This is a genomic window from Kitasatospora sp. NRRL B-11411, assembly GCF_000721345.1.
GTDB lineage: Bacteria > Actinomycetota > Actinomycetes > Streptomycetales > Streptomycetaceae > Kitasatospora > Kitasatospora cineracea.
On record NZ_JOGH01000014.1, the window covers coordinates 1 to 15,934 of the forward strand.

At 75.3% G+C, this 15,934-nt stretch carries 12 protein-coding genes; 6 read left to right on the forward strand and 6 right to left on the reverse strand.

Going from position 1 to position 15,934, the window contains the following annotated elements; all coding sequences use genetic code 11:
* Window positions 1–433: 433 nt before the first annotated feature.
* Window positions 434–850: a large conductance mechanosensitive channel protein MscL gene (gene mscL / locus IH44_RS0109585; protein ID WP_030459020.1), complete on the forward strand. Its 417-nt coding sequence runs from the start codon at window positions 434–436 to the stop codon at window positions 848–850.
* 10 nt (window positions 851–860) lie between these two features.
* Here mscL and IH44_RS0109590 read toward each other — a convergent pair whose 3' ends face one another.
* Both IH44_RS0109590 and IH44_RS0109595 read right to left on the reverse strand, forming a co-directional pair.
* Window positions 861–1,052 carry a hypothetical protein gene (locus IH44_RS0109590; protein ID WP_030459021.1) on the reverse strand — a complete coding sequence of 64 codons (192 nt, stop codon included), beginning with the start codon at window positions 1,050–1,052 and terminating at the stop codon, window positions 861–863.
* A 44-nt stretch (window positions 1,053–1,096) separates the two neighbouring features.
* A complete protein-coding gene (locus tag IH44_RS0109595) occupies window positions 1,097–2,068 on the reverse strand; it encodes an RNA polymerase sigma factor RpoD/SigA (RefSeq protein ID WP_030459022.1) in 972 nt (323 codons plus the stop codon).
* 424 nt (window positions 2,069–2,492) lie between these two features.
* Here IH44_RS0109595 and IH44_RS0109600 point away from each other — a divergent pair, with 424 nt between their 5' ends.
* Together IH44_RS0109600 and murJ are read left to right on the forward strand one after the other, a co-directional pair.
* Window positions 2,493–3,203 carry a phosphatase PAP2 family protein gene (locus tag IH44_RS0109600; RefSeq protein ID WP_157852236.1) on the forward strand — a complete coding sequence of 237 codons (711 nt, stop codon included), beginning with the start codon at window positions 2,493–2,495 and terminating at the stop codon, window positions 3,201–3,203.
* 336 nt (window positions 3,204–3,539) lie between these two features.
* Window positions 3,540–5,654: a murein biosynthesis integral membrane protein MurJ gene (murJ, locus tag IH44_RS0109605; protein WP_063759582.1), complete on the forward strand. Its 2,115-nt coding sequence runs from the start codon at window positions 3,540–3,542 to the stop codon at window positions 5,652–5,654.
* Between the two features lie 207 nt (window positions 5,655–5,861).
* Here the strand turns inward: murJ and IH44_RS0109610 are convergent, their stop codons facing one another.
* Window positions 5,862–6,878 (reverse strand): LuxR C-terminal-related transcriptional regulator, encoded by a 1,017-nt coding sequence (locus IH44_RS0109610; protein ID WP_030459025.1) that lies wholly within the window; start codon window positions 6,876–6,878, stop codon window positions 5,862–5,864.
* A 278-nt stretch (window positions 6,879–7,156) separates the two neighbouring features.
* On the opposite strand from IH44_RS0109610, the gene IH44_RS46370 reads away from it, so the two are divergent.
* From IH44_RS46370 to IH44_RS0109625, 3 genes are all read left to right on the forward strand, one after another.
* The gene (locus IH44_RS46370) at window positions 7,157–7,486 is read left to right on the forward strand and encodes a hypothetical protein (protein ID WP_030459026.1); all 330 of its coding nucleotides are present in this window, start codon (window positions 7,157–7,159) and stop codon (window positions 7,484–7,486) included.
* Window positions 7,487–7,766: 280 nt separating this feature from the next.
* Complete coding sequence (locus tag IH44_RS46375) at window positions 7,767–8,012, forward strand: hypothetical protein (RefSeq protein WP_157852238.1); 246 nt, start codon at window positions 7,767–7,769, stop codon at window positions 8,010–8,012.
* Between the two features lie 31 nt (window positions 8,013–8,043).
* Window positions 8,044–8,736 carry a response regulator transcription factor gene (locus IH44_RS0109625; protein ID WP_051816713.1) on the forward strand — a complete coding sequence of 231 codons (693 nt, stop codon included), beginning with the start codon at window positions 8,044–8,046 and terminating at the stop codon, window positions 8,734–8,736.
* Window positions 8,737–8,815: 79 nt separating this feature from the next.
* On the opposite strand, the gene IH44_RS0109630 is transcribed toward IH44_RS0109625, so the two are convergent.
* Genes IH44_RS0109630 through IH44_RS0109640 form a run of 3 tightly spaced genes read right to left on the reverse strand, consistent with a single transcriptional unit; the run spans window position 8,816 to window position 15,934 of the window.
* Window positions 8,816–10,342, reverse strand: a complete 1,527-nt coding sequence (locus IH44_RS0109630; RefSeq protein ID WP_051816714.1) for a SagB family peptide dehydrogenase — start codon at window positions 10,340–10,342, stop codon at window positions 8,816–8,818.
* Window positions 10,343–10,395: 53 nt separating this feature from the next.
* A complete protein-coding gene (locus IH44_RS0109635; protein WP_051816715.1) occupies window positions 10,396–12,657 on the reverse strand; it encodes a TOMM precursor leader peptide-binding protein in 2,262 nt (753 codons plus the stop codon).
* A gap of 28 nt (window positions 12,658–12,685) precedes the next feature.
* Window positions 12,686–15,934, reverse strand: a complete 3,249-nt coding sequence (locus IH44_RS0109640) for a type 2 lanthipeptide synthetase LanM (RefSeq protein WP_030459031.1) — start codon at window positions 15,932–15,934, stop codon at window positions 12,686–12,688.

Genomic DNA, 15,934 nt, shown 5'->3' on the forward strand with positions numbered 1-15,934 from the left:
GGTGGGGTCGGTTTTCCACAGGGGCGGGGTTGTCCACAGGGTGGGGAAATGCCGGGGCGGGGTGGCGGGGCGGGGCGCAGGATGGCCGGCGCGGCCCTGTTCGGGGCCGCGGGGTCCGGTCGGGAAGGGTCTGTGATGACGTCCTCTGTGTTGCCGCCGCTGCCTGCGGTGCTGGTTCCGCCGCGCCGTGAGGTGCCTGATTTTCCGCCGATCCGGGGGGTGGCGTCGGGTCGCCACCGGTTGCGGGGGGTGGTGCGGCGGCGGGGCGGGTTGGTGGCGGTGGGGTGCCTGGTGCTGGCCGCGGGGTTGCTGGGCGGGCCGCCGCGCGGGGCTCCGCCGTCGGTCGGCGGGGCGGGCGGGTGCCCCCTGGCGTCAACCCGGTGACGTCGGATTTCACCCGTGACCTTCGGGGGCGTCCGCCGTTCGACGCGGCATGAAAGGCTTCAAGGAATTCCTGCTCCGCGGAAACGTGGTGGACCTGGCCGTCGCCGTCGTCATCGGCGCGGCCTTCACCACCGTCATCAACGCGTTCGTCAAGGGTGTGATCAACCCGCTGGTCGGCGTGTTCGGCACCAAGGACCTGTCCGTCTACAAGTCCTGCCTCAAGGGCCCCTGCGAGGTGGACGCCGCCGGGAACGTCACCTCGGGCGTCTACATCCTCTGGGGTTCGGTGCTGAGCGCCGCGCTCACCTTCCTGATCACCGCCGCCGTCGTGTACTTCCTGCTGATCCTGCCGATGAACCACTTCATGCGGAAGCGCAGGTCGTTGGAGGAGGAGGCCCTGGAGGCCGAGGAGAAGGAGGTCGTCCTGCTCACCGAGATCCGCGACGCGCTGGTGCGCCGCGGCTGATCCCGTTACGTCACTTCTCCCCGTGGTGCGGGGGCCGCTGGCTGCGGTACCAGTCCAGCCCCCGCTCCCCCGACGCGTCGCCCCAGCCGCGGTCGGTGTCGTCGGAGGTCTGCTGCTCGAACGGGTCCGTGAAGACCAGTCGGGGCCTGGGGGCGGGGGCGGGCCGGGGCTCGGGCTGCGGTGCGTCGTCCGGGGAGGTCATGTCCTCCACTGTAGGGCGGCCGCGGGCCCCGGCGGGGCGGCCGGTCAGGCGGCCTCGAAGCCCGCGTGGTCGGCGATCTTCTTGAGTTCGGCGAGGGCGTGCTTCTCGATCTGGCGGATCCGCTCGCGGGTCAGGCCGTGCTGCTTGCCGACCTCGGTCAGCGTGCGCTCGCGGCCGTCCTCCATGCCGTAGCGGCTGCGGATGATGGAGGCGGTGCGGTCGTCGAGGCGGCCGATCAGGTCGTCCAGTTCCTCGCGGCGCAGCATCACCATCACCGCGTCCTCCGGGGAGACCGCGCCGGTGTCCTCCACCAGGTCTCCGAACTGGGTCTCGCCCTCGTCGTCGACCGACATGTTGAGGCTGACCGGGTCCCGGGCCCAGTCCAGCACGTCCTTGACGCGCTGCTCGGTGGTGTCCAGCTCGGCGGCGATCTCGGCGGGCTCGGGCTCGCGGCCCAGCTCCTTGGCCTTCTCCCGCTGGACCCGGCGGATCCGGCCGAGCTCCTCGACCAGGTGGACGGGGAGGCGGATGGTGCGGGACTGGTCGGCGATGGAACGGGTGATCGCCTGGCGGATCCACCACGTCGCGTAGGTGGAGAACTTGAAGCCCTTGGAGTAGTCGAACTTCTCCACGGCGCGGACCAGGCCGGCGTTGCCCTCCTGGATCAGGTCGAGCAGCGGGAGGCCGCTGCGCGGGTAGCGGCGGGCCACCGCGACGACCAGGCGGAGGTTGGAGCGGATGAAGACGTCCTTGGCGCGCTCGGCGTCGTCCGCTATCGCCTGCAGCTCCTCGGTGGTGACGCCGTCGAGGGACTCCTCCTCGTCGAGCAGGTGCTGGGCGAAGACCCCGGCCTCGATCCGCAGGGACAGCTCGACCTCCTCCGCGGCATCGAGCAGGGGCGTCCTGGCGATCTCGTCGAGGTACATGCCGACCAGGTCACGGTCGGCTTCGAGGTTGGTCGGGCGGGCGGTGCGAGTCCGATCGGCCCTGTCGCGTACGACGGCACGGGTGGCCATGCTTGCTCCCTCACTGACGCTGCCGGTGGCGCTCCGTTCCGCCGCTCGGCACAACCGTGTGGGCCGTTCGTGGCTCACACGTAACGATCCAACGCACAGAAATCGGACAACATTCCCAAGTGGCTCAGTTTTTCGCCGGGGATGCAGTATCCTGCCGATTTTCATCCGATCGGTACACGCAGCGTGACCGGCTCCGGACGCCGCGCACGCGCCGCGCCCGGCCTGCGGCGGGCACCGGACCGGCGCGAACCCTTCGCGGAGCCTTCGCGCGGCGTCCGCACAACCGATGCCGAATCGCGATCGGGTCAGCGCCGGTTCGCCTCCTGGCGCTGGGAAGGTGTCTGTCATGCACCAGTCCACCGACCCCGGCTCCCGGGCGCCCGCCGGGCGCTCCGCGGCCCGTCCCCGGGTACAACGCCCGAGGGTGCTCCGTTGTGCCTGGCCGGCGCTCGCGGGTGCGCTGGTGTTCACCGTGCTGCTGGTGCTGGTGAAAACCGGCTGGGGGCCGCTGGCCCGGCTGGACCAGGGCTGGGTGTCGGTGCTGCACCGGTACGCGCTGCGCCACCCGGTGTGGACGGCCGCCATGCAGACGCTGGCCGACCTGGGCGCGCCCTGGGTGATGCGGGCGCTGCTCGGGGCGGTCGCGGTGTGGCTGTGGGCGCTGGGCGCCCGGGTGCTGGCGGGCTGGGCGGCGGCGGCGACGCTGCTGGGCTGGGCGGCGGCCGGGGCCGGCCGGGCGCTGGCCGGGCGGCCCCGGCCGCACTTCGCCGACCCGGTGGCGGTCGGCTCCGGGCTGTCCTTCCCGTCCGGGCACGCGCTGGCCTCGGCGGTCACCTGCGGGGCGCTGCTGGTGCTGGCGTGGCCGCGGACGGAGCGGCCGGTGCGGGTGGCGGCGACCGGCGCGGCGGCGCTGGCGGTGCTGGCGGTGGGCTGGACCAGGATCGCACTGGGCGTGCACTGGCCGAGCGACGTGCCGGCCGGCTGGGCGGCGGCGGCGGTCGCGCTGGCCGGCCCGGCGCTGGCGGTGGAGCTGTGGCTGCCGGGCCGGTTCGGCCGGGACGTCCGGCTGCTGCGCCGGCGGGCCCGGCCCCGGGTGCAGCGGGTGCTGGCCCCGCCGCTGCCGCCGGTGGAGTAGGCCACGGAGCGCGATCCGGGCCGCTCCTGACGGATCGTGAGCAACGTCACACCGCGTTTCCGGCCTCCTCCGGGCGGGGGAACGGCGCGGGCAGCATTCCGCGTGTTTCCGGGCGCAAACGGCGCTCCCCGGCCGGTGCCGCAAGGCCCCCGGACACCGGTGCGACCGGCTCGAACACCCCGCCGGTCGGCACCCGACTCCCCATCGGGTGCCGAAGTGGGGCAGACTTCTGCGGCTGGTGCACCCTGCAACCGGCAGGCGGAGTCCGGACCAGGGCCGAATCTCCCGCACTCATCCCACGCAGCGCCGGACGGGCACCGATCGACGGGGGGTCCGATGACCATGCACACCGCGGACGGCTCCGGCGACCCGTACCAGGCACAGGCCCAGGGCGCCCCCTACCCGCCGCAGGGCGATCCGTACCACCCGGACGGCGCCCGCCCGCAGCACGACCCGTACCGGCAGCAGGGCGTTCCGTCCTACCCGCCGCAGGGACAGCCGTACCCCGGGCAGGACCAGCCGACCATGCAGCTGGGCCGGATCCCCGCCCAGGCCTTCGAGCAGTTCGGGCAGCCCCCGCTGCCGCCGCGGCCGGTGGAGCGGCCGGTGCCGCCGCCGCGGTCCGGCGAGGAGCCGGCCGCCCCGAAGCCCCCGGCCGCGAAGCCCGCCGCCTCCACCGGCCGCAACGGCCTGATCATGGCGATGGGTTCGCTGGCCTCCCGGGCGCTGGGCTTCGTGCGCAGCGCGGTGATCGTGGCGGCGCTGGCCACCGGCCCGGCCGGTGACGCGTTCAGCGTGGCGAACTCGCTGCCGAACATCGTCTACATGATGCTGCTCGGCGGCGTGCTGGCCTCGGTGTTCGTGCCGGAGCTGGTGCACGCGATGCAGACCCACCAGGACGGCGGCCAGGCCTACAGCGACCGGCTGCTCACCCTGTGCGGGGTGATCCTGGTGGTGCTGACGGTCGGCGCCTGGCTGTTCGCCCCGCAGATCGTCGACTTCTACTCGGGGTTCGACGACCCCGTGCAGCGCGAACTGGCGATCACCTTCGCCCGGTACTGCCTGCCGCAGATCCTCTTCTACGGCGTCTTCACCCTGCTCGGGCAGGTGCTGAACGCCCGCGACCGGTTCGGCGCCATGATGTGGACGCCGGTGCTGAACAACGTGGTCGCGATCGCCGTGTTCGGCGGCTACCTGGCGATGGGCCGGCACGCCTACGAGGCGAACGAGGTGAGCGGCGGGGACGCCATGCTGCTGGGCCTCGGCTCGACGCTGGGCATCGTGGTGCAGGCCGCCGCGCTGCTGCCCTCGCTGCGCTCGGCCCGCTTCACCTACCGCCCGCGCTTCGACTGGCGCGGCGCGGGCCTGACCCGGCCGCTGCGCGCGGCGGGCTGGGCGCTGGCCCTGGTGGTGGCCACCCAGCTGTCCTTCGCGGTGATCACCAGCCTGAGCACCAGCGCGGGCACCGCGGCGAAGGACGCGGGCATCCTGGGCGGCCGCGGCTTCACCGCCTACAACAACGCCTACGCGCTGTTCGTGGTCCCGCAGGGCGTGATCACGGTGTCGCTGGTGACGGCGCTGCTGCCGGGCATGGCCCGGGCCGCGACGGCGGGCGACTACCGGAAGATCGGCGAGGACCTGGCGGGCGTGCTGCGCTCCTCGGCGGCGATGGTGGTCACCGCGGCGGTGCTGTTCTTCGCGCTGGGCTCGCAGATCGCGATGGCCGCGTACGGCTACGGCTCCGGGTCGCACGTGCACGACGACGCGATGGTGGTCGGCCTGCTGCTGATGGCCTTCGCGGTCGGCCTGCCCGCGTTCTGCGCCCAGTACGGCCTGGCCCGCGGCTTCTACGCGATGGGCGACGCCCGGACGCCGTTCTGGCTGACCCTGATCTCCACCGGCACCAACGCGGCGCTGTGCTGGGTGGCGTACGAGACGCTGCCGCTGCGCTACAAGGTGATCGGCATGGCGGTGGCGCACACCGTGGCGGCCACCCTGTCGGCGGTGGTGACCGGCGTGGCGCTGGGCCGCCGGCTGGCGAAGGGCGCTCCCCCGGCGGCGGTGCCCGCGCAGCAGCGGGCAGGCGGGGGCGCGGACGAGACGATGGTGCTGCGCACCGACGCCTTCGCACCCGGGGCGAACGCCACGGTGGACCTGGGGGTGCGGCGGCGCGGCAGCGGGCTGGAGGGCGGCCGGCTGGTGGTGCTGCACCTGGGCCTGGTGGTGGCCTGCCTGCCGGGTGCGCTGGCCGCGCACTGGCTGGCGGGGCGGTTCGGCGCGGGCCTGTTCGGCAGTCTGACCGGCCTGGCGGCGGGTGCGCTGGCGGTGCTGGTCTCGCTGTTCGTGCTGGCCCGTCCGCTGGGCGTGGGCGCCTCGGTGGCGCCGTTCGCCCGCAAGCTGCGGATCCCGTACCCGGCCCCGGCGCCGACCAGCGGCAAGCACCGGCGCTGAAACCGCCCGCGGCGGGCTCCCGGAGGCGGGCGACCGCGGCAGAGCGCCTGCGGCAGGGGCGCGGAGCGGGAAGGCTGCCGGTGGGCCACCGCGCCGGGTGACGACAGCAGCCACCGCCTGTGGCGAGCCGGCACGGCGTACGACGGCGACGGACACCAGCGCCGGGTCCGCCTGCGGCGAGGACCCGGGAGGGGCTTTCGGCAGGCCCTACGCGGAGGCGTCCTCGGCGGCCTCCAGCCAGCCGAGGGCGGCGACCTGGATGCCGGCCTGGAAGCGGCTGCGGGCGTCCATCCGGACCATCAGGTCGGCCATCATGCGGCGGACGGTGCGCAGGGAGACGCCCAGGCGCTGGCCGGCCCGTTCGTCGGTGAGGCCCTCGGCGAGCAGGCGGAGGAGTTCGCGCTCCTGGCCGGTGAGGCCGTGCGGGTCGCGCTGGGTGCTCTCGCCGAGCGGGCGGGCGTGTTCCCAGACCTGGTCGAAGAGGGCGCGCAGGGCGGTGACGACGCCGGGGCTCTGCAGCAGGACGGCGCCCTTGCGGGGGTCGTCGGGGTCGATCGGGACGATGGCGGTGGCGTTGTCGACCACGATCATGCGCAGCGGGAGGGTGGGGGTGGTGCGGACGGCGCCGCCGAGGCCGTGCAGCCAGCGGGCGTACTGGACGGTGGCGGGGTCGTTGCGGACGCTGTCCTGGTAGACGGTGCGCATCCGGACGCCGCGTTCCAGGGTCTCCTGGTCGAGGGTGCGGCTGGCTTCCATGACGGGGGCGGGCTGCGGGCCGCCGGGGGCGAAGGAGAGCACCTCGGCGGTGGCGTCGGAGGCGAGCTGGATCAGCCGGTCGCGGACCTGGTCGAGGCTGGAGAGCATCTCGATGCCGCGCTGCCCGCCCGCGCCGGGGGCGTGGATGCTGGCGTACTCGGCGATCAGGCCGGCCATCGCGGCGCGGCTGCGTTCGGCCTCGCGCTGGCGGCGGGCCTCCTCGGCCTCCTGGTGGGCGAGCAGGGCGGCGAGGCCGCGTTCGGGGTTGACGGCGCGCCAGCGGGTGCCGCAGCTGGCGGGGCGGGTGAGGGCGAGGTCGGCGAGCCGGTCGAGGGCGTCGCCGATCTCGGCCTCGGTGGAGTCGAGGTGCCCGGCCAGGCCGCCGGTGTCGAGGTCGGGGTGCAGCAGCATGGCGCGGTACACCGCCTCGCCGAACGCGTCGAGCCCGATCGGGCCGCCGGCGGTCAACGGCCGGTCTTCCGCGTGCTCCGGCCCGTGCCCGTCCGCGTGGTTCTGCCCATGTCGACCTCCAGCGCGCCGTGGTGCGGCGCGCCCCCCGGATTCGTGCTGACCGGCGCCCGGCTGGTGCCGACGACAGGTCAGTGTGAAGAAATGGCTTGCGGAGATTCTGTCGCACGGGTGGGCGAGGCGTGAAGACCACCAGACAACTGTCATCTTCGTGCCAGGCGGGGATGTGACACCCGCCGTACCGCGCGGATCGGTTCGGGATTTGCCACGCTGGACGGATGTACGCGATCCGCCTGGAGTTGGTCCCGCCGTCCGCCGCGGGGCGGTGCGCGGAGTCCGCCGGGGCCGGTCCGGTGCGGGCCGCGCTGCTGCGGCTGCCGCTGGACGGGGCCCGGGTGTGCCACGCCCGGGTGCGGGAGGGGGCGGACGGGCTGGCGGCGGTCTGCTTCCTGACGGCCGCTTCGCTGCTGGCCGCGGAGTGGGCGCTGCGGACGGGTGCGGCGGCGCTGGTGGGGCCGGACGGGCCGCTGGCGGGCTGGTCGGTGGCGCACTGCGAGGCGGATCCGTGGTTCGCGCTGGGCCTGTGGCAGGACCGCGCCCACAGCTGACGGTGCATCAACAAGCAGGTCGGGGAGCTGTCCTCACAGTGTCACGGCACTCTGGTGCCAGCTCCGGCTACTGACACGGAGGGGCTCCGGGGAGCACTCTCGTTGTTGTCGGCAGGACGACGGAGCGAGGACGCGGCAGCAGCCCCCGGCGGGGGACGCGGACCGCACCGGGCACCTGGCGGCGGATCGCACCACACCCCCGGTGGCAGCCCGGGGTCAGCCGAACGCGAGAGGATCGGGCACTCCCATGTCGCTGAACATCCGTATTGTCACGATTGCCATGATTGGCGCACTGGCCGTGGGCGGCGTCGCCACCGCCGCCGAACTGGCCGGCCCGGCCCGGCCGGGCGCCGTGGTCGCGGCCGACGCGGTGGTCGCGGACGGCCCGCAGCGGCCGGACGACGCGGCGCAGGCGACCGTGGTCGGTCCCGGCGTGACGGACCCGAGCCCGGTGCCGTCCGGCAGCCCGACCCCGTCCCCGACCACCAGCGCCCCGCAGCAGTCCGGGACCTGGGGCTGGGGCTGATCGGGCCGGAGCGGACCGGGGAGGCGCGCGGATGACGACCGCACTGGAACGCCCGCTGGGGCAGCGGGACTTGGCGCACCGGTTCCCGATCGGCGGGGCCGCGGCGCAGCCGGCGGCGCAGGTGCTGCTGGCCGACGGGCACCACCTGTTCCGTTCGGGGCTGGGGGCCCTGCTGGACCGGGAGGAGGACCTCGCGGTGGTCGCCGAGGCGGCCGGCGGCGAGGAGGCCGTCGCGGCGGCGGCCCGGGTGCGGCCCGCGGTGGCGGTACTGGGGCTGGACCCGGAGCAGGCGGACGGGCCGGTGCTGGCCCGGCTGGTGCAGCAGGCGGCGCCGGGCGCGGCGGTGCTGCTGCTGGTGCCGGCCCTGCCGCGGACGGCGGAGTCGCGGCGGGCGCTGGTGGAGGGCGCGGCCGGGGTCCTGCTGAAGGACGTGCAGGCGCCGGCGCTGATCGCGGCGGTGCGCGAACTGGCCCGCGGCGGCCGGGTGTACGACCCGCGGCTGGTGCTGGACGTGGTGCGCACCGGGCAGGCCGGGCCGCTGAGCCGCCGGGAGCTGGCGGTGCTGGGCGAGATCGCCGAGGGCAGCACGGTGCGGGAGGCGGCCGCGGCGCTGTCGCTCTCGCCGGGGACGGTGCGCAACTACGTCTCGGCGGCGATCGCCAAGACCAGGGCCCGCAACCGCTGCGACGCGATCCGGATCGCCCGCGAGTGCGGCTGGCTGTAGGTGGAGGGAGCAGGGCTCGCCGACGACCCGTCAGATTCCCGCTGACGGGTCGCAGGCGTGCGTGCGTCCGGAAGGGGCGTCAGAAGTTCTCGCCGAAGCCCTCCCCGGCGCGGGCGGCGGCCACCACGTCCGCGAAGCCGTGCGCGGTGCGCGGCACGCCGGCCGGGCGGCTGCCGATCAGGAACTCGCCGACCGAGGACTCCGCCGTCCAGTCCAGGCCGAGGGCGCGGGCGGCGGCGTCGGTGTCGCCGGAGCCGAGGCCGCAGGGGGCCAGGCCCATGGCGGTGGCCACCAGGTAGAGCGTCTGGTAGAGCACGCCGACGTGCTTGAGGGTCAGCGCGTAGGCGATCTGGCTGTACTTCCAGGAGAGCCGGCCGAACCGGCTGGTGACGGTGAGCAGCACCTGCGGGTCGACGGTGCAGGCGGTGGCGCGCCAGGCGGCGGTGACGAGTTCGCTGAACGCGGCCTCCTCGCCGGGGTGCTGGAACGGGCGGGGGCGCAGCCGGTGGGCGGCGGCGTCGTAGCGGTAGACGCCGGGCTCCAGGCCGACGCACTTGACCACCGAGAGGTAGACCTCGAGTTCGCCGGTGGCGCCGCCGGCCGGGTAGGGGCGTTCGACGCCGTCGTAGCCGTGCGGGTCGGCGGGGTCGCCGGGGATGACCCGGCGGACCCGGGCCACCCGGTAGAGCAGTTCGGCGAGTTGGTCGAGGGTGACGGGGGTGTCGGCGTAGCTGCGCACCGAGCGGCGGCCTTCGAGGACCTCGCTGAGGGCGGGGTCGCGGGCGACCACGGTGTCCCAGTCGGGGACGGGCAGGTCGATGCCCTCGCCCTCCTCGCGGGAGCCGGGGGCGGAGACCGCGGGCAGCTGCGGGACGTCCTGGTGGGCGAAGACGCCGCCGGTGGGGTAGTCGTGCCGGCCGGGGCGGCTGCGGGAGTGGAACAGCAGGTCGTGGAAGTCCCAGAGCGGGGCCTCGGCGCCCTTGCCCGCGTCCAGGAAGCCGCCGCCGGCGAGCAGTCCGGCCAGCGCCTCGCCCTCGCCGGGGCTCATCCCGGCCAGCAGGGCGGCCTCCTCTGCGGTCCGGGAGGCGCTGAGCGCCGCCACGAAGGCGCCGGCGGCGGCCTGGTGCAGGGTGAGGCGGAACGGGGCCATCGGCGATTCGAGGACGCAGCTCTCGCCGTCCTGGCCCTGGCCGTCCGGCAGGCGGCGCAGGTAGGCGAACCGGGAGAGCACCAACTGGCCGGTGGGGCGGGCGAATCCGGGCAGGGCGGCGGAGCGGGCGATCGGGACGGCGGTGGCCAGCGGGGTGCCGAGCGGGTCGGCGACGGTGGTGGTGACCAGGTACGGGAAGCGTTCGAGCAGCTTGAGCAGCCGGACGTGGTCGAGGGCCAGCAGGTCGAGGTCGGCGTCGGCGCGGGTGAGGTCGAGCAGCGCGGCGACGGTGCGCTCGCCGAGGGCGTGGACGCGCTGGCGGCCCCACGGGTGGGCGAGTTCGACGTCGGCGCCCTGGGCGGTGACCTCGACCTCGGGGCGCAGCCGCAGCAGGCGGCGCAGCGGGTGGTGGCCCCCGGTGGCGGGGGCGGGTGGCAGGGTGTCGATGACGGTCATGGTGTACCTCCCCGGAGGGGCGGGGCAGCCGGGCCCGGCTGCCCCGCGTGCGGTCAGATGAAGATGGGGATCGGGTTGAGCTCGCTCTCCGGGGTCGGGGTGTCCAGCCAGCCGAGCCGGACCGGGACGTCGTAGAGCCGGCCGGGCGCGAACCTGGCCCAGAAGTGCCGCATGCCGGGGACGATCACCCGGGCGACGGGCAGCCCCACGTCGGGGCGGGTCTGGTCGGCGACCAGGAACTCCATGCCGCGGTCCTCGACGATCTTCTGGACGAGCGCGAGGTCGTCGGCGAGGTCGGGGCCCGCGAGCGGGAGCCAGCTGGCGGGGGTGGAGCGCGGGGCGTGCGGGTCGGGCAGCAGGTAGGGCTGGTTGGCGACGGTGGCGGTGGTCCACCAGGCCTTCTGCTCGGGGTCGGCGCCCGCGTAGCTGACCTTGCCGTGCTCGTCCCCGGCGACCGGGCCGAGGAACTGGTTCATCTCGGTGAGCGCCCGGGTGAGCGCGATGTGCGGGTCCAGGTGGGCGCCGAACGCGATCAGCACGTCCTCGTTGGTGCCGTGGCCCGCGTCGGTGCGGCGGGAGAACGCGCCGACCACCGGGATGCCGAAGTCGGCGGTCAGGTCGAGCGCCCAGATCTCCCGGCGCAGGCCGCGGTAGACCTCGCGGAGCTGGTCGACGTACGGGTCGCCGAAGGCGTCCAGGTCGACGGCGGGGCGCTGGACGCGGTTGTACCACCACAGGGCGACGGCGTCCCGTTCGACGAGTTCCAGGAAGCCCTGGAGGACGGCGTCCTCGAAGGAGGTGCCGGCCGCGCAGCCGTTGGAGTCGCCCGCGGCGTAGAACCGGCCGCTGTGCCGGTAGCCGTAGTACATCGCCTGGGTGGGCAGCCAGCGGTGGCGCTGCTCGGTCAGCGACCAGGCCGGGGACCACTCGATCGGGTCGTCCGCGCGGAACGGGACGGGGACGATGTTGAACATCGACTGCTTGACGTTCCAGCGGTCGCGCTCGGCGTACTGCTTCGCCGAGTACAGCAGGGTGCGCTCGGGGTGGATCGCGGCGTCGCCGAGTTCGGCGAAGGTCGCGGTGCGGCGGGCCTCGTCGCCCTGGAAGACGCCGGAGAAGCGCTCCATGGCCTCGCCGAGCGCGGAGGCGCGGGCCTGCACGTCGGTGCGGCCCTTGCCGCAGGAGACCGAGCGCAGGCCGGTGCGCAGCTGCTTGAGGTCGCCGCTCTGCCGGGACAGGTTCTGCCCGGAGACGTAGACCCGCAGGCCGGTGGGGGTGCGGGCGGCGGGGACCAGGGTGGTGACCACGCCGGTGACCGGGCTGAGCTGGGGGCGGTACTTCTCCAGCATGTCCTCGGGCGAGGCGGAGCGGTGGCCGCCGTCGGCGGTGAACGCCTTGGGGCGGGACTCGAAGGCGACGGGGGCGAGTTGGCGCCTGGAGACCATCGCGTCGTCGCCGCAGGACGGGCACTGCGGGCGGCGCACCAGGACGTGCTTCTCGCTCTCCAGCAGCACGGTGTCCAGGGTGGTGACGGCGGGCTGCGGCGGGCGGGCGCCGGCCAGCCACTTGGCGGTCTCCAGGGCGGCGAGCTGGGTGCCGAGCGCCAGGGTGGCGGGCAGGTGGGCGCCGGCGGTGGAGATCGGCTGGTCCTGGCCGAGGCGGTGCTGCAGGTAGCTGAGCGACTGCCGGTTGGCGGAGAGCCGGTGCGCCAGGCACTCCCAGCAGCCCGAGCCGTCGGTGTCCTCGGCGTCCGGGCTGAACACCGGGCCGACCCAGACGATCGAGCCGACCGGGCGGGCCAGCAGCCAGGGGCGGCCGTCGGCGAGGGCCTGCCGGTTGCGTGCGGCCAGGCCGGGGTGCAGGTAGTCGTCGGTGAGGGCGACGGTGAACTCGGCGTCCTGGTCGACGGTGACGCCCGCGGCGGCCAGGGCGGCCAGGAACGGCGCCGGGTCGAGTTCGCCGTGCACCTCGACCCGGACGGTGGCGGTGCGCAGCGCGGTCATCGCGGTGTCGCCGTCCTGCCCGGCCATCTCGAAGAAGGCCGCGCCGGGGCGGTCGGTGGCCGGGTCGGCGGCGGTGACCCAGCCGCCCGCCCGGAGCTTGTCGACGCCGGCGCGGAGCTTGTCGGCGGGGACGACGCCGTCCAGGGCGGCGCCGATCTGCTCGGCGGTGCGGGTGCCGTCCAGCAGCGGGGCGAGGGCCTGGGCGAGCCGGCCGTCGACCACCGAGACGCCGCGCTCGGAGACCAGGTAGACGGCCTCGCCGTCGACCACGTACGGGGTGAAGTGGCGTTTGAAGCCGATGAGTTCGGACATGGCGGGTACTCCTCGAAGCGGCGCGCGGTCAGCGCAGGGTGGCGAGCGGGGCGGCGGAGGCGTCGTGCAGGCGCAGCAGCAGCAGGCCGACGGCGACGGTGCCGTCCAGCGCGCCGAGGTTGACGGCGTCGTGCGCGGCCCGGTCCGGGAACCAGGTGCCGTGCAGGCGGTGGCGGGTGAGCAGTTCGCGGACCATCAGGGCGGCGGCCTCGCGGCCGTCGTAGAACGGGCCGGGCAGCAGCGCCTCGGTGGCGTCCTCGGGCAGGGTGTGGACCAGGCCCGCCTCGGCGGCGGTGAGCGCCTCGGTGGCGGCGGAGAGCAGGGCGCGGCCGGTCAGGGCGGCGAGTTCGGGGCCGGTGACGGGCGGGGCGAGGGCGCCGAGGTCGGCCCCGTCGACGGCGTCGGCGCCGAGCGAGACGGCGGTGTCCAGGCAGGCAAGCCGGCCGGCCCGGGTGTTGGTGGCGAAGCGGTGGGCGTGCAGCCGGGCCCGGACGTCCTCGGGGTCGGCGAGCAGCGCGGGGGCCTCGGCGAGGGTGCGGGCGAGCGCGGCGGCGATCGAGTCGGTGCCGCCGGGGACGAGCTCCAGGAAGTCGAACGCGGTTGTCTCGTCGGCGAGTTGGCCGAGGGCGGTGTCGGCGAGCTGCCGGATCGCCTGGTCGGTGTCGGCGTGGCCGGCGCCCGCGGCGCGGCGCAGCCGCAGCAGGTTGAGCAGCAGGCCGGCGGTGCCGAGCGGCACGTCGGCGTGCGGGGTCCGGACCGGGCGGCCGGGGCGGCTGGAGGCGGACTCGGCGACCGACATCGCACCGGGGACCAGGGCCTGCGCGGCGGTGAGGAAGTCGGCCTCGCCGAGCAGCAGTCCGCCGCGGGCCAGGCCGTGGATGATCGCGCCGGGGCCGAAGAGGCCGCCGGGGACGGGTGCGCCGGAGGCCAGCCGGGAGTCCCCGGCGAAGGCGAACGCCTTGGGTTCGGCCGGGTCGATCAGCGCGGCGGCCTCGGCGAGCAGGGCGTGGGCGGCCCGGTGGAAGCGCGGTTCGCCGGTGGCGGACCAGAGTTCGGCGAGGAACAGGGCGATGCCGAGGGTGCCGGAGGCCAGGTCGGGGCCGAGCACCTCGACCTGGCGCAGGCCGGTGCCCGGGTACCAGCCCTGGGCGACCCAGCCGGTGCCGCGCCGGGCGGCCAGGATCCGGTCGCCGACGGCGACGGCCTCGCTCAACAGCTCGCCGGGGGACGGGGGCTCGGCGGCGGCGAGCGGCTTCATCGGCTTGGCGGGGGGCTCCTCGGTGCCGGCCCGGGCGGCGTCCACGCAGCCGGAGAGCACGGCGACGTGGGTGTCCAGGTCGAAGCCGTCGAGTTCGGCGACCCGCTGCTGCAGGCGCTGCCAGCCGGTGGAGCGGAAGTGGCCGGGGATCTCGCGGCCGTCGGCGGTGAACACCGAGGAGGAGGTGGTCAGCGAGCGGAAGAACGGGATGTCCAGGGTGCGGAAGGAGTCGAGCTCGGCGAGCACCACCTCCAGCAGGTCGCCGCGGTCCGGGTCGCCGGAGCGGGCGGTGACGGCGCCGCGCAGGGCGCCCGCGATGACGGTCTCCCGGGTCGCGCCGTCGTCCAGGGCGAGCGGGCTGGTGGAGGCGCGCAGGATCTTGTAGCCGTCCCAGGTGTGCCGCCAGATGTAGCGCACCCAGACGCCCCGGAAGCCGCTCAACGGCCCTTCGGCGTCGGCGAGTTCACCGCGGATCCGGTACAGCGCGGCCTGCATCTCGCGGTAGCCGTCGACCACCTCGTCGCTGTACTGCCACGGGTCGGCGGGCTGTCCGTCGTGCACCGGCCGGTAGGCGGTGATGGGCAGCGCGGGCACGCCGGGGACGACCTCCAGGCTGCCGACCCGGGACAGGCAGCCGATGTCCAGGGCGTCGGTGCGCCCGGCCGGGGTCCACGCCTGGAAGGCCATCGCGGTGCGCACCACGGTGGTCTCCAGCTCGTCCAGCAGGGCGTGCTGGGCCTCCTTGAGCACCGGCGGGTTCTGGACGCGCGGGTAGAGCAGGCACTCCAGGTCGATCAGGACGGGGTGCTCGCCGTCGGCCAGCAGGTTGTCGGCCCACAGGTCGCGGCCCTCCAGCAGCTGCACCAGCCGGATGGTCATGCCGAGGCGGCGGTAGAACCGGGCGAAGCCCGCGCGGTCGGCGCAGGGGCGGGACGGGACGAGCTCCTCCCAGCCGTAGTCGCCGGAGCAGTCGGTGCTGAGCGAGGCGCCGTGGCCGTCGTCGCCGCGGTCGGAGCGGACCAGCACGGTGCGCAGCGGCAGGTCGAGGCTCAGTTCGCGGTTGAGGCGCTCGACCAGGCCGAGGAAGGCGGTGGCGTGCCGCATGTCCTTGGGCTTGTAGACCACGCCCGCGCCGCTCTCGAAGCGCAGCAGCGCCACCGAGCGGCCCTGGGCGTGCCGGTCGCCCGCGTCGCCGTGCACCGAGTCCAGCGCGCCCGGGTCGGTGCCGCCCCACATCTGCTCGACCAGGCCGGCCCGGTCGGCGGAGAGCCGGGCGAACATCTCGGTGTACATCTCCTGCCACTGCCGGCAGACGGTGCCGATCAGGTAGGCCAGCGCGGGCAGCCGCTCCAGCCGGGCCAGCCAGCCCGCGGCGGAGGCGTCCGGGCCGCCCTCGGCGTCCCAACTCGTGGCGCGGGGGCGGCCGGTGGCGAGCTGGAACTCCTGGCAGAGGGTGAGGTTGGCGACCTCGACCAGCCGTCCGGTGAGGGTGCCGACCACGTCGGCGCGGCCCTTCGCGGTGACCGGGACGCCCAGCACCGAGCCCTCCCCGGCGGGCAGCAGGGCGTCGGCGGCGGCCCGGAAGCCGGCCGCGACCGAGCCCGGGCCGGTGGCGGGCGCCTGGCTCTGGGCGCGCAGGAACACGGCCAGCGGGTACGCCCAACTCGGCAGCTTGGCCGGGTCGGTGAGGCGGACCCGGCGCAGACCGTCGCCGAGCGGGCGGCCGGTCTCGGCGAGGTGGTCGAGCAGCACCCCGGCGGAGCGCTGGTCTCCGGCAGCGCGGCGCAGCCAGGTCTCGACGGCGGCGGTGCGGCTGCGCCGGTCCTCGGCCGGGTCGGGGGCGAACAGCGCCTGCCCGTCGTCGCGGGCGGCGGCGCGTTCCTCGAAGCTGGCGGCGGCGGCGATCACGGCGTGCAGCCGCTCGTCGGCGCCCGGCAGGCCGGGCAGCAGGGCGGTCGTCGGGGCCGCGTGGCCCGGGGTTCCGGCGGTGCGGAGCCAGGTCTGAACGTCGAGCGACAT